General features: G+C 66.0%; 21 protein-coding genes and 1 tRNA gene. 19 read left to right on the top strand and 3 right to left on the bottom strand.

Annotated features, from left to right (window positions below; genetic code table 11):
- Positions 1 to 102 precede the first annotated feature (102 nt).
- From DCM79_RS10670 to DCM79_RS10625, 10 genes are all read left to right on the top strand, one after another.
- Positions 103 to 1,317, top strand: coding sequence for a DUF1236 domain-containing protein (locus DCM79_RS10670; RefSeq protein WP_257180734.1), 1,215 nt, complete (start codon positions 103 to 105; stop codon positions 1,315 to 1,317).
- Positions 1,318 to 1,794: 477 nt separating this feature from the next.
- Positions 1,795 to 2,610: a sugar phosphate isomerase/epimerase gene (locus DCM79_RS10665; RefSeq protein ID WP_257179806.1), complete on the top strand. Its 816-nt coding sequence runs from the start codon at positions 1,795 to 1,797 to the stop codon at positions 2,608 to 2,610.
- 31 nt (positions 2,611 to 2,641) lie between these two features.
- Positions 2,642 to 4,279 (top strand): ABC transporter substrate-binding protein, encoded by a 1,638-nt coding sequence (locus DCM79_RS10660; RefSeq protein WP_257179805.1) that lies wholly within the window; start codon positions 2,642 to 2,644, stop codon positions 4,277 to 4,279.
- Between the two features lie 2 nt (positions 4,280 to 4,281).
- Entirely contained in the window at positions 4,282 to 5,265 is a 984-nt protein-coding gene (locus tag DCM79_RS10655) for an ABC transporter ATP-binding protein (protein WP_257179804.1), read from the top strand.
- Positions 5,262 to 6,248: an ABC transporter ATP-binding protein gene (locus DCM79_RS10650; RefSeq protein ID WP_257179802.1), complete on the top strand. Its 987-nt coding sequence runs from the start codon at positions 5,262 to 5,264 to the stop codon at positions 6,246 to 6,248. The genes DCM79_RS10655 and DCM79_RS10650 overlap by 4 nt, the downstream gene beginning before the upstream one ends.
- Positions 6,248 to 7,177, top strand: coding sequence for an ABC transporter permease (locus DCM79_RS10645; protein ID WP_257179801.1), 930 nt, complete (start codon positions 6,248 to 6,250; stop codon positions 7,175 to 7,177). Before DCM79_RS10650 ends, DCM79_RS10645 begins: the two co-directional genes overlap by 1 nt.
- Positions 7,174 to 8,031 carry an ABC transporter permease gene (locus DCM79_RS10640; protein WP_257179800.1) on the top strand — a complete coding sequence of 286 codons (858 nt, stop codon included), beginning with the start codon at positions 7,174 to 7,176 and terminating at the stop codon, positions 8,029 to 8,031. Before DCM79_RS10645 ends, DCM79_RS10640 begins: the two co-directional genes overlap by 4 nt.
- Positions 8,032 to 8,314: 283 nt before the next feature.
- Positions 8,315 to 10,165: a dihydroxy-acid dehydratase gene (ilvD, locus tag DCM79_RS10635; protein WP_257179799.1), complete on the top strand. Its 1,851-nt coding sequence runs from the start codon at positions 8,315 to 8,317 to the stop codon at positions 10,163 to 10,165.
- A gap of 216 nt (positions 10,166 to 10,381) precedes the next feature.
- The gene (locus tag DCM79_RS10630) at positions 10,382 to 10,705 is read left to right on the top strand and encodes a hypothetical protein (RefSeq protein ID WP_257180733.1); all 324 of its coding nucleotides are present in this window, start codon (positions 10,382 to 10,384) and stop codon (positions 10,703 to 10,705) included.
- A 115-nt stretch (positions 10,706 to 10,820) separates the two neighbouring features.
- Entirely contained in the window at positions 10,821 to 11,165 is a 345-nt protein-coding gene (locus DCM79_RS10625; protein ID WP_257179798.1) for a hypothetical protein, read from the top strand.
- A gap of 207 nt (positions 11,166 to 11,372) precedes the next feature.
- Here the strand turns inward: DCM79_RS10625 and DCM79_RS10620 are convergent, their stop codons facing one another.
- Positions 11,373 to 11,789, bottom strand: a complete 417-nt coding sequence (locus DCM79_RS10620; RefSeq protein WP_257179797.1) for a hypothetical protein — start codon at positions 11,787 to 11,789, stop codon at positions 11,373 to 11,375.
- A gap of 268 nt (positions 11,790 to 12,057) precedes the next feature.
- Here DCM79_RS10620 and DCM79_RS10615 point away from each other — a divergent pair.
- Both DCM79_RS10615 and DCM79_RS10610 read left to right on the top strand, forming a co-directional pair.
- Positions 12,058 to 12,147: transfer RNA gene (locus DCM79_RS10615), tRNA-Ser, on the top strand.
- A gap of 51 nt (positions 12,148 to 12,198) precedes the next feature.
- Positions 12,199 to 12,942, top strand: a complete 744-nt coding sequence (locus tag DCM79_RS10610) for a DUF2786 domain-containing protein (protein WP_257179795.1) — start codon at positions 12,199 to 12,201, stop codon at positions 12,940 to 12,942.
- Between the two features lie 66 nt (positions 12,943 to 13,008).
- Here the strand turns inward: DCM79_RS10610 and DCM79_RS10605 are convergent, their stop codons facing one another.
- Positions 13,009 to 13,617, bottom strand: coding sequence for a hypothetical protein (locus DCM79_RS10605; protein ID WP_028136398.1), 609 nt, complete (start codon positions 13,615 to 13,617; stop codon positions 13,009 to 13,011).
- A 244-nt stretch (positions 13,618 to 13,861) separates the two neighbouring features.
- Here DCM79_RS10605 and DCM79_RS10600 point away from each other — a divergent pair, with 244 nt between their 5' ends.
- The 7 genes from DCM79_RS10600 (at position 13,862) to DCM79_RS10570 (ending at position 19,918) form a co-directional block, all read left to right on the top strand.
- On the top strand, positions 13,862 to 14,158 hold the full coding sequence (locus DCM79_RS10600) for a hypothetical protein (RefSeq protein WP_257179794.1): 297 nt from the start codon (positions 13,862 to 13,864) through the stop codon (positions 14,156 to 14,158).
- 239 nt (positions 14,159 to 14,397) lie between these two features.
- Positions 14,398 to 16,386, top strand: coding sequence for a VTT domain-containing protein (locus DCM79_RS10595; protein ID WP_257179793.1), 1,989 nt, complete (start codon positions 14,398 to 14,400; stop codon positions 16,384 to 16,386).
- On the top strand, positions 16,386 to 17,051 hold the full coding sequence (locus tag DCM79_RS10590) for an endonuclease/exonuclease/phosphatase family protein (protein WP_257179792.1): 666 nt from the start codon (positions 16,386 to 16,388) through the stop codon (positions 17,049 to 17,051). The genes DCM79_RS10595 and DCM79_RS10590 overlap by 1 nt, the downstream gene beginning before the upstream one ends.
- A 133-nt stretch (positions 17,052 to 17,184) precedes the next feature.
- Positions 17,185 to 17,376 carry a hypothetical protein gene (locus tag DCM79_RS10585; protein ID WP_257179791.1) on the top strand — a complete coding sequence of 64 codons (192 nt, stop codon included), beginning with the start codon at positions 17,185 to 17,187 and terminating at the stop codon, positions 17,374 to 17,376.
- A 232-nt stretch (positions 17,377 to 17,608) separates the two neighbouring features.
- A complete protein-coding gene (locus tag DCM79_RS10580; RefSeq protein ID WP_257179790.1) occupies positions 17,609 to 17,929 on the top strand; it encodes a DUF1476 domain-containing protein in 321 nt (106 codons plus the stop codon).
- Positions 17,930 to 18,030: 101 nt separating this feature from the next.
- Entirely contained in the window at positions 18,031 to 18,321 is a 291-nt protein-coding gene (locus tag DCM79_RS10575; RefSeq protein ID WP_257179789.1) for a hypothetical protein, read from the top strand.
- A 679-nt stretch (positions 18,322 to 19,000) separates the two neighbouring features.
- On the top strand, positions 19,001 to 19,918 hold the full coding sequence (locus DCM79_RS10570) for a septal ring lytic transglycosylase RlpA family protein (RefSeq protein WP_257179788.1): 918 nt from the start codon (positions 19,001 to 19,003) through the stop codon (positions 19,916 to 19,918).
- Here the strand turns inward: DCM79_RS10570 and DCM79_RS10565 are convergent.
- Complete coding sequence (locus DCM79_RS10565; RefSeq protein WP_257179787.1) at positions 19,915 to 20,868, bottom strand: alpha/beta fold hydrolase; 954 nt, start codon at positions 20,866 to 20,868, stop codon at positions 19,915 to 19,917. The two genes, DCM79_RS10570 and DCM79_RS10565, sit on opposite strands and share 4 nt — an antisense overlap.
- Positions 20,869 to 20,904 lie beyond the last annotated feature (36 nt).

The following is a 20,904-nucleotide window of genomic DNA, read 5'->3' as shown; positions in this document are numbered from 1 at the left end:
GAACCTTCGCACCGACAGAACGTTCGCGTGTGTTGTTGCGAATTCTCGAGGAGAGGGACCATGCCTAAGCACTTGATGCTATCGACTGCGGCCATTGGATTGATGCTCGCTTCCGGCTTCGCCTACGCCCAGGGGCCCGGTGAGCGCAGAGACGAGCCGAAACGGACCGAGGAGCCGGCGAAAGGCGCTGGGCCGCAGCGTGGCGGCGCCCAAGAACGGGTTCAGGAACGTGTTCAAGAGCGCGCACAGGGCGCCCAGGAGCGACTGCAAGGCGCGGGCCGCGAAGACAAGGGCGGTGCTGCCAAGCAAGAGGCGAGCGACGACAAGCGCCAGCCGGCCAATGCTGCCGAGCGTAACCAGCCGAAGGGCAGGGATCAGGCACAAGAATCCCGCGAGCCTGCGCGCGATCGCAACCGTGAGGCCGAGAGCACTAAGCCGGGCCGCGACAGCAAGAGCAGCGCTGACACCAAGCAGGATAAGCAGGACAAGTCTGCGCCGCAGAAATCAACGGCCGAGTCCGAGAAATCCAAGACCGGCCCCGCTGGTCAGCAGAACGAGCGGACTGGGGCTGCGACCAACCAGAAGGAGCAGAACCAGACCCAGTCGCCACGCAATGCGGCCGATCAGCAGCAGACCGACCGGCCAGCCACGGCAACGGACACGAGCCGGACGGCTCCGACCAACAATGCGCAGACCGCGCCTTCCGGCACGCAGACCAACCAGGCCAATCAGACCACCCAGACCAACACGCAGGTCAATCAGCAGACCCAGGTGACCACCGAGAAGCAGGTGCGGATCTCCGAAACGGTGAGCCGTGCACGCCTGGCCCAGCCCGAGCGCAACCTGAACATCTCGATCCGGATCGGCGAGACGATTCCGCCGCGCGTGCGTCTGCACCGGCTGCCGCCCGAGATCGTGTCGATCGAGCCGGCATATCGCGACTATGAATATTTCGCGACGGAAGACGAAGTCGTCATCGTGGAGCCGCGCACGCATCGCATCGTCAGCCAGGTGCCGCGCGATCCGTCGCGGGCCCGCGCGCAAATGGGCGGCAGCGCTTCATCGAGCATGGCAGCAACCGGCGCAAGCAACGTGAACTGCCAGATCATGCGGCGTGACGCTTCGGGTAACGTCGCCCAGGCAGAACCCTCGACCGTGGGATCGACGGCGCGCGGGGATTCCATGAGCGTGATCGTCCAGATGCCCGGCGGCGGCTCGTCCGCGCCGATCGCCCTCGGCGCTGTCGCGGGCAACATCGTGGTCGCGACGCAAGGGCAGGGCGACTGCACGGTGACTCTGGAGCCGCAGACGCGCTGAGCGTAACACGACGCTGAAACGACAACGCGCCGCCCGGATGCCCCAGCCGGACGGCGCGTCATTGCGTTCAGTCTCAGATTGCGTTCAATCTCAGAAAGTGTCGAGGTCCGGAGTGCCTAGGAGTCCGGACCTCGTCACCTTGCCCCAGCCTTCAATCCCCCGCCCCATGTGGCCCCATGTGGTCCCCCAACCCCATGTAGCGCGATCAGAGGGTGATGCCCGTGGAAGTGGCCGCCGATCGATGTCCCGCGATGTACGCGAAGCTTGGTTAGGATTCCATTCCGGATCACTACGGACACGAATACCGGTTGCGATGTGTCCGTTCGGCATCGGTGCGCGATCGCGGTTGCCTGAACCCGAGCGCATCGTCGGCAGGATGTCCACATCTCCCGGCGCCGCAGAACCTGCATTTCACCGGCCTGTCATCGAACTGGTCTAGCGCTGCTCCCGTCATCGCTGACGGTCAAGGAGCAAGCCATGTCGAAGCCGGTGCTGGGCGCCGCATTGTCCATCAAATCGATTCCCGCGCATCGCGACTGGCTTCTGGAGCGGCAGCGCGATCTCGAAATCCAGGATTTCTTCCGCGCCGATCTTCTCGACAGCGATTGGCGCAGCACCGCCGGCGAGATCAAACAGATGCTGTCGGGCCATACCGGACGGCTCGGTATCCACGGTCCGTTCTGGGGCTTCAAGATCGACAGCCACGATCCCATGATCCGCCAGGCGGTGACCAAGCGCCTGCTTCAGGGGCTGGATGCCGCCGAGTTCCTCGGCGCGACGCAGATGGTGATCCATTCGCCGTTCACGACCTGGGACCACAACAATCTCGATCTCTATCCGGACAATCGCAACTACCTCGTCGAGCGCGTCAAGGCGACGCTCGCCGAAGTCGTCGCGCGCGCGGAAACCATCGGCTGCGAGATCGTCATCGAGAACATCGAGGACAAGGATCCGCGCGACCGGGTGCGCCTCGCCAGGGCGCTCGAAAGCGCTAGGGTTCGCGTCTCGCTCGACACCGGTCACGCCAACTACGCCCACATCTCCACCGGCGCGCCGCCGGTCGACTATTACGTCGAGACCGCCGGCGACATGCTCACTCATGTGCATCTGCAGGACACTGACGGCTTTGCCGACCGGCACTGGGCCCCGGGCGAGGGCAACATTCCCTGGGTCACCGTGTTCCGCGCGCTGGGCCGGCTGACGTCCAACCCGCGGCTGATCCTCGAACTTCGCAATCACGACGACGTCCGCGCCGGCGCAGCCTATCTCGCCGCGCTCGGTCTCGCCGAATAACCGCATCATCCAGGGCAGGGGTCACACCGCCATGAGCAAGCTTACCCGTCGCACTATCCTGAAATCCGGCGGCGCGGCCGCAAGCACGTTGCTGCTGCCGCGATTTGCCATCGCGCAGGGCGACAGCCGTCCGTCGGTGACGATCGCCGTGCAGAAGGTCACCAACGCCAACGTGCTCGACGTGCTGCGCGAGCAGTCCAATGTCGGCGAGCGCGTGTTCTTCTCCTCGATCTGGGAAGGCCTGATCTCGAAGAACTGGCGCGGCAATCTCGAAGCCGTGCCGGGCCTTGCCACCGAATGGCGCCGCATCGACGACCAGACCGTCGAGGTGAAGCTGCGCCAGGGCGTCAAGTTCCACAATGGCGACGAGATGACCGCCGAGGACGTCGTCTTCACCTTCAGCCGCGAGCGCATGTTCAGCGACACCGAGGCCAAGAACCGCTCCACCATCAAGGCGTTCGAGAAGATCCCGACGCCGCGGCCGGGCAAGGAGCTGCCGCCCGACGTGCCCGCCGTCGCCCGCCGCATCTGGCCGGACCTCGCGCGCGTCGATGCCGTCGACAAGTACACCGTGCGCTTCTACAACGCGACGCCGGACGTCACCATCGAGGGACGGCTGCAGCGCTACGGCTCGGACATCATGAACCGCCGCGCCTGGGAAGAATCCGCGAGCTATCTCGACTGGGCGCGCAAGCCGATCACCACCGGGCCCTACAGGGTCGTCGAGCTCAAGCCCGACGTGTCACTGACCCTGGAAGCGCATGACGAATATTGGGGTGGCCGTCCGCCGCTGAAGCGCATCCGCTTCCTCGAAGTGCCCGAGGTCGCCAGCCGCATCAACGGCCTGCTGTCGGGCGAATACCAGTTCGCCTGCGACATCCCGCCGGACCAGATCGCCGGCATCGAGAAGAACTCCGCGTTCGAAGTGCAGGGCGGCACCATCCTCAACCACCGCCTGACCGTGTTCGACAAGAACCACGCCGTGCTCGCCAATCCGCTTGTGCGGCGCGCCTTCACCCATGCGATCGACCGCCAGGCCATCGTCGACAGCCTGTGGGCCGGCCGCACCCGCGTGCCGAAGGGGCTGCAATGGGAATTCTACGGCGACATGTTCAACGCGGATTGGGCCGTGCCCGCGTATGATCCGAAGCTGGCGCAGGATCTGCTCAAGCAAGCCAATTACAAGGGCGATCCGATCCCGTATCGCCTGCTCAACAATTACTACACCAACCAGGTCGCGACCGCGCAGATCCTGGTCGAGATGTGGAAGTCGGTCGGCCTCAACGTGCAGATCGAGACCAAGGAGAACTGGTCGCAGATCATGGAACGTGGACCCGCGCGCGCGGTGCGCGACTGGTCAAACTCGGCCGCGTTCAACGATCCCGTGTCCTCGCTGGTGGCCCAGCATGGGCCGAACGGGCAGCAGCAGCAGATCGGCGAGTGGACCAACGTCGAGCTGAACAAGCTCTCCGAATTCCTGGAGACCTCGACCGACCGGGCCGCACGCAAGAAGGCGTTCCGCCGCATGCTGGAGATCGCCGAGCGCGAGGACCCCGCCTATACGGTGCTGCACCAGAACGCGACCTTCACCGCCAAGCCGAAATCGATCAAGTGGAAGGCAGCACCCGCCTTCGCGATGGATTTCCGCGCCGGCAATTTCGAGGCGTAGCCGTGGCGCCGCTGGTCAACATTGCAGGTCTCCGCGTCGCCTTCAGCGGCGTGCCGGTCCTGCGCGGCGTCGATCTCACCTTGCAGAAGGGCGAGGCCCTCGGTCTCGTCGGCGAGTCCGGCTCCGGCAAGTCGGTGACCTGGCTCGCCGCGCTCGGCCTGTTGCCGCGGCATGCGCAGGTCTCCGGCAAGGTGCGGCTCGAAGGGCGCGAGATCCTCGGCGCTCCGGCCACCGAGCTCGACCATGTCAGGGGCGGGCGCATCGCCATGATCTTCCAGGATCCGGCGAGCGCGCTCAACCCGGTGCTGACGATCCGCAGGCAACTCTGCGAAGCGCTGGCGCTGCATCGCGATCTCCAAGGCCAAGCCGTGAAGGCCGAGGCGCGGCGGCTGCTCGATCTGGTCGGCATTCCCGACGCGGGCCGGCGGCTGGACGCCTATCCGCACGAGTTCTCCGGCGGCCAGGTCCAGCGCGTCATGATCGCGATGGCGCTCGCCGGAAATCCGGACCTCCTGATCGCGGACGAGCCGACCACCGCGCTCGATGCCACCATCCAGGCCCAGATCCTGGAGCTGCTCTCGACGGTGCGCCGCGAGCTCGGCATGGCGATGGTGCTGATCAGCCACGATCTCGGCGTCGTCGCCGAGAACTGCGACCGCGTCGCGGTGATGTATGCCGGCCGCATCATTGAGGAAGCCCCCAGCAACCAGCTCTTCGCCGATCCCGCGCACCCCTACGCGCAGGGCCTGATCGGCGCGCTGCCGCCGCTCGACGGGCCCCGGCGGCGTCTCACCGCCATTCCCGGAACGGTGCCTGATCCCGCTAAGATGCCTGGTGGATGCGCCTTCGCGCCGCGTTGCGCGCTGGCGTCCGAGCCGTGCAGCCTTGCCGCGCCGGCGCTGGCGCCGATCGCGGATGACCGCCGCGTTGCCTGCATCCGGGCCGAGGCCTCGCGCCGCGCGCTGCTGGGGATCGCCGCCGAATGAGCCCGCCGCTCGTCGAGGTGTCCGCGATCTCGCGCAGCTATGCGATGCGCTCGGGAATGTTCGGCCGGGCTACGGCCGTGCACGCCGTCGATGGCGTGTCGCTCGCGATTGCCAGGGGGCAGACGCTGGGTCTCGTCGGCGAGTCCGGCTCGGGCAAATCGACGACGGGACGTATCGTGCTCGGCCTCGAGCCGCCCGATCGCGGCGAGGTGCGGTTCGACGGCACGCCGATGGCCGTGCCCGCAACGGCCGCATGGCGCGCGGAGCGGGCGCGCATGCAGATGATCTTCCAGGACCCGCTCGGCGCGCTGGACCGGCGCTTGCCGGTCGCGGCGCAAATCCGCGAGCCGCTCGACATCCACGGCATTGGCACGCCCGCCGAGCGCGAGGAGCGCGTCCGCGAATTGCTGCGCGCGGTCGAGCTGACGCCGGCGCATGGCGCGCGCTATCCCGGTGCGCTCTCCGGCGGCCAGCGCCAGCGCATCGTGCTGGCGCGGGCGCTCGCCACCAAGCCCGATTTCCTGGTCTGCGACGAGCCGGTCAGCGCGCTCGACGTCTCGATCCAGGCCCAGGTGGTGAACCTGCTCTGCGATCTCCAGGCGCAATTGTCGCTGACGCTGCTGTTCATCAGCCACGATCTGCGCGTCGTCCGCCAGATCAGCAACGTCGTCGCGGTGATGTATCTCGGCCGCATCGTCGAGATCGGCAGCGCCGACGATCTGTTCGCACGGCCCGAGCATCCCTATACCCAGGCGCTGGTTTCGGCGTCGCCGGCGCCCGGCCGCCGCAGCGCCGGCCGCATCGTTCTGGCAGGCGATCCGCCGAACCCTGCCGCGCGCCCGCAAGGCTGCGCCTTCCATCCGCGCTGTCCGCGCGCCATCGCCCGCTGTGCGAGCGAAGTGCCGGCGCTGGCTGCCGTCGGTGGCGACCGGCAGGTGGCCTGCCATCTCGTCACGGGCGCGCAAGCGCGGGATGCGGCGTGATGGGACGCTATTTCGCCATCCGCATCGGGCGCGCCGCGCTCACGATCGTGCTCGTCGTCACCTTCGCCTTCATCGTGTTGCGCCTGTCGGGCGATCCCGCGCTGATGATCCTGGGACCGGAGGCGCCGCCCGAGGTGCTCGCCGCGTTTCGGAAGGCCTGGGGCCTCGATGATCCCATCTGGTTTCAGTATCTCGATTACTTCGGCGCCATCGCCAAGGGCGAGCTCGGCCGCTCCATGCGCGACGGACGGCCCGCGATCGAGCTGGTGCTGGAGCGCATCCCGGCGACGCTGGCGCTGACCCTTCCGGCCTTCTTCTTTAAGGTCGCGCTCGGCGTTCCCGCCGGCATCTACGCGGCGCTGCACCGGGGCTCCGCCATCGATCGTGCCGTGATGACGACGGCGGTCGCAGGCTTCACCGTGCCGAGCTTCGTGCTCGCGCTGATCCTGGTTCTGGTCTTCGCCGTGCAGCTCGGCTGGCTGCCGTCGGGCGGGCAGGACAGCTGGCGCCATGCCATCTTGCCGATCACGACGCTGAGCTTAGGGGGCGCCGCGGTGCTGGCGCGCTTCACCCGCAGCGCGATGCTGGAGGTGCTGGGCCAACCCTATATCCGCACCGCATCCGCAAAAGGCCTGCCGTGGCGCAAGGTGGTGACGTCACATGCGCTGCCGAACGCGGCGATCCCGACCGTGACCATTCTCGGCTTCATGGTGGGCACGCTGATCGCGGGCGCGGTGGTGGTTGAGAGCGTGTTTGCCTGGCCGGGAGTAGGGCGCCTGCTCGTCGTCGCCGTCGCCAACCGCGACCTTGCCGTCGTGCAATGCATCCTGCTGCTGGTCGCGATGACCATGGTCACGTCAAACCTGATCGTGGATTTCCTCTACGGCTTCCTCGATCCGCGGCTGCGCGCCAAGGGAGCGCATGCATGACCGACGCCACGTTGAAGGATACCACTAGCCGCCGCATCGGGCTGCCGGCAATCCCGGTCTCGGTTGCGCTGGCGGTGACTTGGATCGTCGCGATGCTCGTGATCGCCGCCTTCGCCGAAAAAATTGCGCCATATGGCTATACCCAGCTCGACCTGCGCAACCGGCTGGCGGCGCCGGGCAATGCCGCGCACTGGCTCGGCACCGACGAGCTCGGCCGGGACGTGCTGTCGCGGCTGCTCGTCTCGATCCGCATCTCGCTGCTGATCGCCTTCGGCGCCACCGCGATCTCCGCGATCGTCGGCACCACGCTCGGCTTCCTCGCCGCGCATTTTCGCGGGGCCGCCGAGCAGCTCGTGCTGATGCTGACCGACTTCCAGGCCAGCATGCCGTTCCTGATCATGGCGCTGGCCGTGCTCGCCTTCTTCGGAAATTCGCTGCCGCTCCTGATCGGCTTGATGGGCCTGTTCGGCTGGGAGCGCTACGCCCGTATCGCGCGCGGCCTTGCCATCTCCGCCAACGCGCAAGGCTACGCCGCCGCGGTCCGCCAGCTGGGAGCGACGCCGCAGCGGATCTACCTCAGGCACATCCTGCCCAACATCGCCTCGACCCTGATCGTCTCGACCACGCTGGTCTTCCCCGAGGTGATCCTGATGGAATCGGGCCTGTCCTTCCTCGGCCTTGGCGTGCAGCCGCCGATGACCAGCCTCGGCAACATGGTCGGCTACGGCCGGGAATACCTCACCCGGGCGCCCTGGATCATGCTGGCCCCCGCGACCACAATCGTGATCACCACGCTGGCGGTGTCCGTGATCGGCGATTGGCTGCGCGACCGGCTCGATCCGACGTTGCAGTAGGGGCTCCGACGCCCCCGCCGTCATTCCGGGGCGCGCCGCAAGGCGCGAACCCGGAATCCATTGACCCACGGGTGCTGCCGCCCGATGGATTCCGGGCTCGATGCTGCGCATCGCCCCGGAATGACGGGACTTAACGACGAAGCCCCCCCGCCGGGAGCAGGGGAGCCCTGTCATGCCCAAGTTCCCGTTGCGCCGGCCCAGCCCGTGCGCTATCCGGCCACAAAGGCCTGAGGCGACGCCAGATTTTCCCGCCCGGCCGGTCAAACCAAGGACGGAAACCGCCATGCCAGCCTATCGCTCCCGCACCACCACCCACGGCCGCAACATGGCGGGCGCCCGCGGCCTCTGGCGCGCGACGGGCATGAAGGACGGCGATTTCGGCAAGCCGATCATCGCGGTCGTCAACTCCTTCACCCAGTTCGTGCCCGGCCACGTGCATCTGAAGGACCTCGGCCAGCTCGTCGCCCGCGAGATCGAGCAGGCCGGCGGCGTCGCCAAGGAGTTCAACACCATCGCGGTCGACGACGGCATCGCCATGGGTCATGACGGCATGCTCTACAGCCTGCCGTCGCGCGAGCTGATCGCCGACAGCGTCGAATACATGGCCAACGCGCATTGCGCCGACGGCCTCGTCTGCATCTCCAATTGCGACAAGATCACCCCCGGCATGCTGATGGCGGCGCTACGGCTCAACATCCCCGCCGTGTTCGTCTCGGGCGGCCCGATGGAGGCCGGCAAGGTCAAGCTGGCCGGCAAGACCAAGGCCGTCGACCTCATCGACGCCATGGTGGCCGCCGCCGACTCCAAGGTCAGCGACGAGGACGTCAAGGTGATCGAGCGCTCGGCGTGCCCGACCTGCGGCTCCTGCTCAGGCATGTTCACCGCCAACTCGATGAACTGCCTGACCGAGGCGCTCGGCCTTGCGCTGCCCGGCAACGGCTCTGTCGTCGCGACCCATGCCGACCGCAAGCGCCTGTTCGTCGAGGCCGGCCACACCATCGTGGATCTCGTCCGCCGCTATTACGAGCAGGACGATGCATCGGTGCTGCCGCGCAACATCGCGAACTTCAAGGCGTTCGAGAACGCGATGACGCTCGACATCGCGATGGGTGGCTCCACCAACACCGTGCTGCATCTCTTGGCCGCCGCGCATGAGGGGCAGGTCGCCTTCACCATGAAGGACATCGACCGGCTGTCGCGCCGCGTGCCCGTGCTGTGCAAGGTCGCGCCGTCGGTTGCCGACGTCCATGTCGAGGACGTCCATCGTGCCGGCGGCATCATGGGCATCCTGGGCGAGCTCGATCGTGCCGGCCTGCTCGACACCTCGGTGTCGACCGTGCACGCGCCGACCATGAACGAGGCGCTGGAGCGCTGGGACATCAAGCGCACCAAGAGCGAGACGGTGCGCACCTTCTATCGCGCCTCGCCCGGCGGCATCCCGACGCAAGTCGCCTTCAGCCAGGAGCGCCGCTACGACGAGCTCGACGCCGATCGCGAGAAGGGCGTCGTGCGCAATCTCGAGCACGCCTTCAGCAAGGACGGCGGTCTCGCCGTGCTCTACGGCAACCTTGCGCAGGACGGCTGCATTGTGAAGACCGCGGGCGTCGATGCGTCGATCCTGAAGTTCTCCGGCCCCGCGCGCGTGTTCGAGAGCCAGGACGCGGCAGTGGAGGGCATCCTCGGCGGCAAGGTCGTCGCCGGCGAGGTCGTGGTCATCATCTACGAGGGCCCGCGCGGCGGCCCCGGCATGCAGGAGATGCTGTATCCGACCAGCTATCTGAAATCGATGGGCCTCGGCAAAGCCTGCGCGCTCGTCACCGACGGCCGCTTCTCCGGCGGCTCTTCGGGCCTGTCGATCGGCCATCTGTCGCCGGAAGCCGCCGAAGGCGGCAATATCGGCCTGGTCCGCACCGGTGACATCATCGCCATCGACATCCCGAACCGCAGCATCACGCTGGAGGTCTCCGACGAGGAGCTTGCCAAGCGCCGCGCCGCGGAAGAGGCGAAGGGCGATCTGGCCTGGCAGGCAGTGGGCCGCAAGCGCAACGTCTCGACCGCGCTGCAGGCCTACGCTGCGCTCACCACCAGCGCCGCGCGCGGCGCCGTGCGCGAGGTGAAGCGTCGCTCGAAGTAAGCGTCGCGTCGCGCGCACGGCGCGCACATGGTCAACAAGTTCTCAACGGCCGGCGCAAGCCGGCCGTTCGCATTAAGGATGCCCTGATGAACTTCAGCAGCCCTGAATTTTGCGGCGTATAATGCGCCAACTTCGCAAATCCATTTCGGGCAACTGGGGCACTACATGTCGCGTACTCTTGCTGTTGTTTTCTCGACCGCCGTCGCCGCGATGTCCATGACGGGCGCAGCTTCGGCCGGCTGCTACAATTGCTATACGCCGCCGCCCTGCACGACCTGCTATCAGCAGCAATATGTGCCCCCGCAATACCGCGCCGTCGACGAGACCGTGATGGTGTCGCCCGGCGCCGTCGTCGCGCACCGCACGCCGGCGCAATACCGCACCGTGATGGTGCCGCAGACCGTGATGGTCGCGCCGCCCAGCGTGCAGTACCAGCGCATTCCGCCGCAATACGCGACGCGCCAGCGCGTCGAGATGGTCTCGCCCGGCTATTCCTATTATGCCCCGGTGCAGATGAACTGCGCGTCCTGCGGCTACTGAGCCGGACCAGGTTGGGAGATTGGAGCGGCGCTCTCTGCGAGGGCGCCGCTTTCTTTTGGTCGAAGGACAGGCGAGGGTTGTTTGAACCGCCGGGCCGGACACGACACAAAACGGCATGAGCCTGCTTCTTGCCCCCCTTCAGCGACCGCAATTCGGCTCGGTCGCCGCTCTCGCTGTTTCCCTGATCTGCGTGGTTGCGATCGTCTGGTCGGTCGGCTCGACCGACCGGGTCACCTATCTCGGTCCGGATCACGGCCAGCGGCAGACCATCACGGAGGTCCGGCTCAAGACGCTTCCAGAGGGAAGCTATGTGATCGAGCGAGGCGCGATCTACAAGGCAATGCAGGCAGGGTGCCGCTACGACCTCAATTACAGCCCTGAGTTCGGCCGCCGCGTCACTGACCGCCAGAGGACGAAATACATTCGGAGCGCCGTCCTGGTTGACTGCCCGTCGAGCTAGGGCAGGGCCGTGGGTCGATAGGGAGGCAGGTCGGGCCTCCGGCGCCGCTGCGTTACGATCACCGCCACAGCGAGATGGTCTCGCCCGGCTATTCCCATTATGCCCCGGTGCAGATGACCTGCGCGTCCTGCGGGTATTGAGCCGGACATCGTCACGAACGGATTTGGCGCGGCGCTCCCATGGGGCGCCGCGTTTTCTTTCGCCGGCTCACGGAATCGCGACCTTGTTCGACACGACTATTCGGCGCTGCAACCGGTCGATGAGGGTGATGAAAACCGACCTCGGCCGATGGCTGATGGGAACCGAGAACCAGAGCTGCGAGAGATTGGAGGGATCGCCGAGATCGCAGAATCCATAGAGCTTTTGCTTTCTGGCGTTGTAGATATCGACCCAGGTCCGCGACGCCGAGGTATTGAGCCCGCACGGCGGCAGCTTGGGCGAATCTGCAAACAGGGCGGGCGAGTAATCGCTCCAGTTGACCACCTTCAACCCGACGATCAGCGTCGGCCCAAAAATGAGTTGCCCGTTGAATTGCAGCACCGGCCGCGGAAACGGCTGCGCCAGCGCCGGCGCCGCAATTCCAACCAGGAGCGCAACGGCTAACAGGAATCGCTTCAGTCTCATCTTGATCCTCCGTCCATGGCGTCACCCAACGCTAGGGGCGGGCGGCGGAAATTCCTTGATCCTGCTCAACGGAAGAGTGCGCTCCGCAGCCGGCCGCGAGCGATATGCAAGCAAGCCCGCCGCGGCGTCTCAACGGCAGCCGCAGCCGGAGGCCCCCACCAAGCCCCGCTGCAACGACGCCCTCACAGCGACTCAAACTCCATCACAGCAGCCCAACTTCGCGTTGCCTTACGCGGTCGACTGCGTTAAGCGACACCATTCCGGGCTTGGAAGGGTGGCCGAGTGGTTTAAGGCACCGGTCTTGAAAACCGGCGTGCCCGCAAGGGTACCGTGGGTTCGAATCCCACCCCTTCCGCCAAGCCGAGCCGTCAGGGGTCTATCGGTCCGGCTTTCCCCAGGTAGGTCATCGGTGAATCAAACCTCCAATCCGGCCGCGCTCGACAAACTGAAGCTCCGCATTCAGGCGTTGCGCGCCAAGACGATCGCCAATGGCTGCACCGAGGACGAGGCGCTGTCCGCCGCCGCCAAGGTTGCCGAGCTGCTGGATCGGCATGATCTGTCGCTCTCCGACGTCGAGCTGCGCGCCTCGCCGTGCGAACGGAGGGTCTTCGAGACCAATCGCAAGAAGCGGATTCCCCTGGACGACTGCATCGGCGCGATCGCTCATTTCTGCGATTGCCGGGTCTGGCGCGAGAAGAACGCCGACGGCGAGAACGTCTATGTGTTCTTTGGTCTCGGCGCGGATGTCGAGGTCGCGCATTACCTCGCTGAATTGATCGACGGCGCCGTGCGCGCCGAGCTCGGCCGCTTCAAGACCTCGATCGAGTACGGCAGGTTCCGGCACCAGGAGCGGCATCTGGCCAATGCCTCCTTCGCGCTTGGGATGGTGGCGTCCATCGCGCAAAGGCTGGTGGCGATCAAGGACGATCGCGATCAGGCCAACGCAAGCACCGGCCGCGGCCTGGTGATCCTCAAGACCTCCGTGGTCGACACAGAATTCGACAAGCTCGGCCTCAATCTTCGGAACCAGCGCAGCAGCGGGCGGATGGTGTCGATGACGGCCTATGAAGCCGGCGGCGCTGCGGGAGCGTCGCTGGCCATCAATCCAGGCCTGGGCGGGTCGCAATCAGGGACCTCGGCCAAAGGAAGCTGAGCGCATCGGGTCAGGGGCGCTTCGGCCGGAGCCGAAGCATAGCGAAAAGGTCCGCCTCATCCGCTCTCAGCTCTTCACATTGCCGCCCTTCAGCGCCTCCCATGCCGCCTGGTTTGCCTGATCGAACGCCTTGCGGGATTCAGCCAGCGCCGCACTCAGGACCGACCAGGATTCGCTGCCGGCCTGCTTCAGCTTCTGTAGACGGGCTTCTGCTTCGGATGCATCCGATTTCATCTGCTTGAGCGCGGCATCGACATCGACGGTGCGGGCTGCGGCGACTTTGCCCGCGGCCTCGCGGAATTTGTCGGCGGCTTCGCGCCAGGCCTTGGCCTGTGCCGCCGCAACGTCCTTGAAGGTGGCCTGTTGCTGCTCGAACTGCTTGCCGGCGCCTTCGAAGTAGGTCTTCACCTGGGCTTCGAATCCCGCCCATTGCTTTTCCAGCTCGGCCTTGGCGTCTGTCCAGGCGGCTTCGCCTGCTGCGGCCTGGGTCTTGAGCATCGCCTGAAATTCGTCGCGGCGCTTCGTCAGATCAGACAGCAGCTGATCGGTCTTCACCTTGGACTCGGCTTTGGCCTGGCCGGCCTTGACTTCGAACGAGGCCAATGCGGCGTCCATCTCGTCGATCCGCTCCTTGGCCCAATTGAGATAATAGTGCGCGCTGCTCTGCTGTGACATGGCCGTCTCCATCTGCTTGCCGACGCGAGGTTCCCAGAGCCTGGGCCAGCCCGTATTGACCTGTCTCAATGATGTCGTGGCCTCACGACATTGCGATTGCGATGTGGCGCAGGGGAGGGCCTGATCTCCGGCTCGATCGCCGTCGCGCTGCTCTTTCTGTTCGGCATCGTCCGGTTTTGACCTTCAGGAACCTCGTCCTTGCTGGCCGGTTGTTCGCACTCTCGACCGGTCACGGAGAGCGCTCTTGGAAAGTACCATCATTGGCGAATTCGACACGCGCCGCGGCGCCGAGCTTGCGGTTGAGCATGTCGTGCAGGAATGCGGCGTGCCGCGCAGCGACGTCTTCGTTCAGCCCGCCGGCGCCGCCAACACGGTAGGGACCCGTCCGGCAGGCAGCGACGCCAAGGCGGAGCCCGCCCCGGAGGGACACCAGAAGCTGGAGGGGCCGATCGAGGTCTCCGTGGATTTTCACGGCGATACGCCTGACAAGATCGCGGCTGTCTTGAAGGGCGCTGGAGCAAAGACTGTCCGAACCAAATAGCGGCAAGGCGCGATGGCGCGGGGATCATCGCCATCCCCCCGGCCTTCGCAGCCGGAACCGCGTCCCTGAGGCTGGAACCCCTTGAGCATTCAGCGCGTTTAGACGCGAACGTGATTTGCGAGGTCCACCTGCTTCAGAGCTCATCGACCCTGATACCCGGCGACACCGTCTGGCGACGGTGCAAGGCACGGCGCGTAGCAGTCCTGAACGATGCGGCCGCTTACTTCGCGGCGTTGCGCGTGGCGCTGCTCGAGGCTCAAGATCTCGTCTACATCGTCGGGTGGGATATCCATAGCGAGACTAGGCTGGTCGGAGCTTCCGGGCGGGCCGATGACGGCTTGCCCGAACAGCTCGGCCCTTTCGTGCGCGCGCTCGTGCAGCGCCGGCCGGGGCTGCGGGTCAACATTCTGGTCTGGGATTTCGTCTCGTTCTACGCCTCGGAAAGAGAATGGAATTCGGCGGCGAAGTTCACCGCCGACACCGACGGACGCGTCCAGTTCGTGCTGGATTCCACGCTTCCGTTCGGTTCGGCCCAGCACCAGAAGATCGTCTGCGTCGACGGATCACTGGCGTTTGTCGGCGGGCTCGACCTGACGATCAGGCGCTGGGACACTAGCGAGCATTGCGCCGACCAGCCGTTGCGCTGCGACCCCCAGGGCAAGCCATACAAGCCGTTCCACGACGTGCAATGCCTGGTCGACGGTGACGCCGCCTCCTCGCTGTTCGAACTCGTGGAGCAGCGCTGGCGTGCCGCGGGCCAGCAGACGCCTGATCGGCGCGCACCGAAGAGCGTGCGCTGGCCCTCGCATGTGCCGGTCGAGGCCGAGCAGATGCAGGTGGGCATTGCCAGGACCGAAGTGGTCTGCCCTACGGGCTCGACCATCCGGGAAGTCGAACGCTCGCTGATTGCGGCGATCCGGTCGGCGACCAGCTTCATCTACATCGAGAACCAGTTCACCAGCGCCACTGGGATCGCACACGTGCTGGCGGAGCAGATGAAGCGCGTGCCGTCGCTTCGCGTTCTGGTCGTCGCTCCCAAACTGCATTCCTCGTGGCTGGAGTCCCAGGCCATGCAAAACGGCCGCGGGGCCTTCATCGATTGCTTCAGCGAAGCGGGCGTGGCCGACCGCATCCGCTTCGTCTACCCCGTCACGTGCGACGGGGATCAGGAAGCTGCCGTGATGGTGCACAGCAAGCTCATGATCGTCGACGATCAGATCCTGCGGATCGGTTCAGCCAATCTCAACAACCGGTCGATGGGAGCCGACAGCGAATGCGACCTGATCTTCGAGGCCGTATCCGACGAGCATCGCTCCTTCATCGCGTCGGTCCGCCGGCGCCTGATCGCCCATTTCTGCGGCCTGGATGAACGACGCGTTACGCAGAACGACGATCATCTCCTTGCTCTCTTGGACGAGGTGTCGAAAGCCGGCGGGGCCAAGACGCTGCGGGCCGTGGAGCCCTCGGTCATCACCAGCACGCTCGCGACCCTGGTTCAGCCGGTCGCGGATCCCGAGCATCCCTTGCACTTCGAGCGTGCGGCTTCGCGCATGTGGCGCACCAAGACCATCATCGGGATCGTCGCGATCGCGGTGGCGCTCCTGGGCCTGGCGACGGCCTGGTCATATACCTCCTTGAGCGATTTCACCGACACGGGGCGCCTCTCGACCTTGCTGTCCAGGTATCCGCACTCCGGCTGGGGACCGCCGCTCGCGATCGTGGCTTTTGTCCTCGGCGGGCTGGTGGTGTTTCCGGTGCTGGTGCTCATTGCGGCGACGGCGGCCGCGCTCGGGCCCTGGCTTGGTTTCGTCACGGCGACCGCTGGCGTCCTGCTCAGTGCCTTCATCCTTTTCGTGATCGGGCGGGCGCTCGGACGACAGCGGCTCCAGCAATTGCTCGGACGGCGTGCGGCGCGGATCCAGGATCGCGTCGTCGGCAAGGGCGTCCTGGCTGTCGTCGTCATCCGGATGATTCCCATCGCACCGTTCTCGATCGTGAATGTCGTGGCCGGCGCGAGCACGCTGCCTCTGCGTGACTTCCTGGTCGGAACCGTGCTGGGCATGACGCCCGGCATCCTTGCCATGGCGGTTCTGGGGGCTCAGATCGCGGACGTCGCCCGCACTGCATCCTGGAGCAGCATGTTGCTGCTCGTGCTGGCGTTCCTGGGCTGGCTCGGCCTCTGCGCCGGGGCGCAATTCCTGGCGACCTGGCTCGCCGGGAGACGCTGATGCGCTTCATGACATGGAACGTGCATGGCACGTTCAACCTCAATCCGAAGTTCGATCTGGAGGGTGTCTGCTCCATCCTTCGCAAATGGGCCCCTGACGTCGTCGCGCTTCAAGAGGTGGATTCGCGGTCGAGGTCGGACGATCCGTTCGCGAAACTTGCGAGTGTCGTCGGCGATCACCGCGTTCATGCCAAGTCGATCGTCACTGCGGATGGCGAATACGGTCAGATGCTCCTGAGCCGCTTTCCGTTCTCAGGCATGCCGGAGATCGTCGACGTGTCGTATCGGGAGCGCGAGCCGCGCCGAGCCATTGCGACAAGCCTGCTGACTCCGTCCGGGGACGTGCGCGTGGTTGCCACACATCTCGGCTTGAGCATTCACGAGCGCTATGCGCAGGCGCAGGCCCTGGTAAGCCTGGTCCGGCCGGCGAGGACCGTCGTCCTCGGCGACTTCAACGATTGGTTCTGGGTCAGGTCGGTGCGGCGCGTGCTCGCGCAGGTCTGCCCGAACCGGACGCGGCTGCGAACTTTCCCGTCGCGTCTCCCCCTGATGCGGCTTGACCGGATCTATGCCACGTCCGACAGCCGGATCGCGAAAGTGTGGACCGACGAAGCGGCGCGAGCCTTCTCGGACCATCTGCCCGTGATCGCCGAGATCGAGCTGTAGGGCCCTCAAGGCCCATAAAAACGTTCTATTTTACAATAACATAGCTACTGTGCATGGGGTTGTTTTTCGATATTTGTGAGGCCGCGCATGGGGCAGGCCGGGAACTCTTTCCTCACACGCGCGTTATCTGGCCATGACTGAAGACCTTTCCTTCCGACGCAAACCCCTGACCCCCGAGCAGCGCCAGGCGCGCGATGCGACACGCCGTATCGAGGCCGAAAAGGCCATGCGCGACCATGAAGCGGCGCAGAAGGCGTTTTACGCCAACAAAGAGCGGCTCAAAGCCGAGCGCCTTGCGCGCGAGGCCGCCGCGGCCAAGGATTGAGCGAAGCGCTGAGCGCACGCGGCTGATCCAACCAGATCGTTGAACTGATCCGAGACGGGCCCACCGGCTTTCCCTGCCGGTGGGCGCTTTTGCGTTGTGCCGTGCGACGGCTGGCTTGACGGCCTTCGCGGTCCGGGAGGAAGCTGCAGGCAGATCCGATCGACGTGAACCGCGGAGACGTTCGACCCCAGCCAGTCCAATCCCCATCAGCGAATGCGCAATGGAGCTGACCATGACCACGTTCGACAAGCGCGAGCAGGGCTTCGAGGCCAAATTCGTCCACGACGAAGAACTCGTGTTCAAGGCCACGGCCCGGTCCAACAAGCTGCTCGGTCTCTGGGCCGCAAGCCGGCTCGGTCTGACCGGCGATGCCGCTGCCAATTACGCAACGACGCTGGTCACGGACCATCTGCAAGACAGGACGATGAACGAAGTCGTGGACAAGGTATCGGCCGATCTTGCCGCCAGCGGCGTCGCGCGTGAGCAGGTCGCGCAAAAGCTCCAGGAGTGCCTGCATCAGGCGCTCGCGCAGCTCGAAGCCGACAAGCAATAGACGGCGGTCCGCTGCCTCCAGCGACTGGCGCCTTCCGCGCGCCATTTCGTGCTACCGTTGCCGCGCGCCGTCGCATGGCGGCGCGGATCGGGAGGCGGGGAATGACGCGAAGCGGCTTCGGCAGATGGACCGGTGGGATCGCGCTCGCCGGCGCGATCATGGTCGGCGCCGGCTCCGCGGAAGTCGCGGCGAACCCGCTGACGCCATTCCGCTACGAGGCGCAGGCGCAGCGTCATTGTCCACGCGACAAGGTGGTGTGGCTCGATTTCAAGAAGGGCGTCTACTACCGCAAGGGTCAGAAGCGGTACGGCGAAGGCTTCGACGGCAGCTTCGTGTGCCAGAGCGAGGCCCGCGGCGGCCTCTATCGCCGCTCGCTGCTGGGCCTGCGCTGAGCTGCGCGCGGGAAGGAGAGGGTGGCGCTCAGGCGAAGGCCAGCGCCACGAGGCTCGAGCAGAGCAGGACCAAGCCGCCGGCAGTCAATGCCAGGAAGCCGTCAGATACCAGGTCATGGTTGCGCATGGGACACCTGCCGCTCTCGTCTTCGATGCCCGCTCGGATCGGATCAAGAATTGTCCGAACGCGCCGTTCTTGAAAGAGGTGATGCTTGCCGTCTGCGCGAGTGCCGTCAGGCCCTCGTGCGGTAACCTTCAAACGCATGGGCCAGGAAGATCCCCGCGCTTACCAGACCCATCAGTGCCGAAACCGTCTCGATCATCGTTAAATTCCAAATCCCGCCCTTGCAGCCGAGAGAACGCGGGCGGCCTTGCACAGTCAAAAGAATTCCAGAGAGCGGCGCGACAATGGGGGTGGAGTGAGGATTCGGCGCAACAGAATGTCCAGCCGTGGCACAGCGCAGGCGGCCTCGTTCCGTAGAACAACGGAAAAATGCGAACGTCCCGTTTACCATGCCGGCGGGATCGCCGCCGGCTCCCCATTTCCGCCGTGTTCGGGTTGCGTTATCGTTACCGCTTCCGAGACGGTGGTGGGCCGCTTCGGATCAGATGACCGGACAGCGATCCCCGTAGCCAAAGCGGGTTGGGTACGCCTCCGGCAAAGTGGTATTTGGGGCGAATGGGGATCCGACGGTCAGATTCGGTTTTGCGGGCCGCGCGTGGTGTCGCGGCGGTCGCAGCCTGCGTTGCGCTGGCCAATTGCGCCTCCTCGAACAAATTCGCCAGCCGCGTCGATCCGAAATACGGCGTGTCGTCGAGCCCCCGGGTCGTGGCTTTCGGGGACCCCGTTCCGAAGGGCGGCGGCACCTACCGCATCGGCAAGCCCTATGTCGTGGCGGGCCGGACCTACGTGCCGGAGGAGGACGTCAATTATCGCGCCGAGGGCGTGGCGTCCTGGTACGGCGACGATTTCCACGGCCGCCTGACCGCCAATGGCGAAGTGTTCGACATGACCTCGCTGACCGCGGCGCATCCGACCCTGCCGATGCCGTCCTACGCCCGGGTGACCAACATCTCGAACGGCAAGTCGCTGATCGTCCGCGTCAATGACCGCGGACCCTATCACGGCAATCGCCTCATCGACGTCTCGAACAAGGCCGCCGAACTCCTTGAATTCAAAGGAAATGGTGTCGCCAAGGTCCGCGTCGAATATGTCGGTCGGGCGCCGCTGGAAGGCTCCGACGACCGCCAGCTTCTGGCGACCCTGCGCACCGGCGTTCCGGCGCCGTCGCCCTCGATGGTCCGGGTCGCCTCGGCCAAGCCGTTCGTGCCGGAGCTGCCATCATCGGGCCGCGGAGCCATTCGCGGCGACGTGCCGATGCCGGAGGGCCGGCCCTACAATCTCGGCAGCACCTCCGCCGACATGGCCTCGCTCAATGCGACCTCGGAAATGTCGGCATCGAGCCGCAGCCGGGGCCGGGCGCTCCAGAACGCCCGCGCCGTGTCCTATGACGCTGATGGCCGCTACGCGACGGAGACCACGTCCGACGGCGCCGCCGAGGCGCGCAACATCCTGAGCGGCCGCGGGCTCTACTAGGCCGCGCTGGCCTTGAGGAATTGCACCAGCGCCGCGTTCACCTCGTCGGGCCGTTCCTGCTGCACCCAATGGCCGGCGCCCTCGAGGATCAGCTTTTGCTTCAGATTCGGCAGCACGCGCTCGAGCTCGTTGACGCGCTTGGCGCCGATCAGGCCGGTGATGACGGCGTCCTTGGAGCCGGCGATGAACAGCGAGGGCTGACGGATCTGCGCGTCCTGCCAGGGCGCCGTCAGCTCCCAATTGCGGTCGATGTTGCGATACCAGTTCAGCCCGCCGCGGAAGCCGGACTTGCGGAAGCTTTCAGTGAAATAGGCGAGGTCAGCCTCGCTGAGCCAGCCGGGCAGCGGTTCCTCAGCGCCCGCATGGCCGAGAAAGCCCTTGCCCTCCTGCACGAACATCGCGGCGGTGGGGTCGGCCAGGCCGCGTCCCCCGAGCACGACGCGCATGGTGCGGGCGACGTCGCGCTCCAGCTCGGCCTCGGCGACACCCGGCGTCTGGAAATACTGCCAGTAGAAATTGGTGACGCCGCCCTGGCGCAGCAAATCGAGCGGCTTGCCGCGGCCGCGGAACGGCGGCGGCACGCTCAAGCCGGCGACCGCCGTGAAGATGTCGGGCCGGAACAGCGCCGCATGCCAGGCGACCGGCGCGCCCCAATCGTGGCCGACCACCATCGCCCTGGTCTCGCCGAGCGCCTGCACCAGGCCGACCACGTCGCCGACCGTGTCGAAGATCGAGTAGGCCGCAACCTCGGGCGGCGCGGCGCTCTGGCCGTAGCCGCGCATGTCGGGGGCGACGACGTGAAACCCGGCGGCCGCGAGCGCGGGGATCTGGTGGCGCCAGGAATAGGACAGCTCGGGCCAGCCGTGGCACAGCACCACCAGCGGACCCTGGCCGGCTTCGCGGATGAAGAGCTCGATGCCGTTGGCCTTGATCATGCGCGTGGAGGACATCGCTTTTCCGCCTTGTTTCAGGGGTTTGGTCGGGAA

Origin of the sequence: Bradyrhizobium sp. WBOS07, from assembly GCF_024585165.1 — a bacterium.
GTDB lineage: Bacteria > Pseudomonadota > Alphaproteobacteria > Rhizobiales > Xanthobacteraceae > Bradyrhizobium > Bradyrhizobium japonicum_B.
This window is presented reverse-complemented; position numbering and strand designations above follow the sequence as displayed.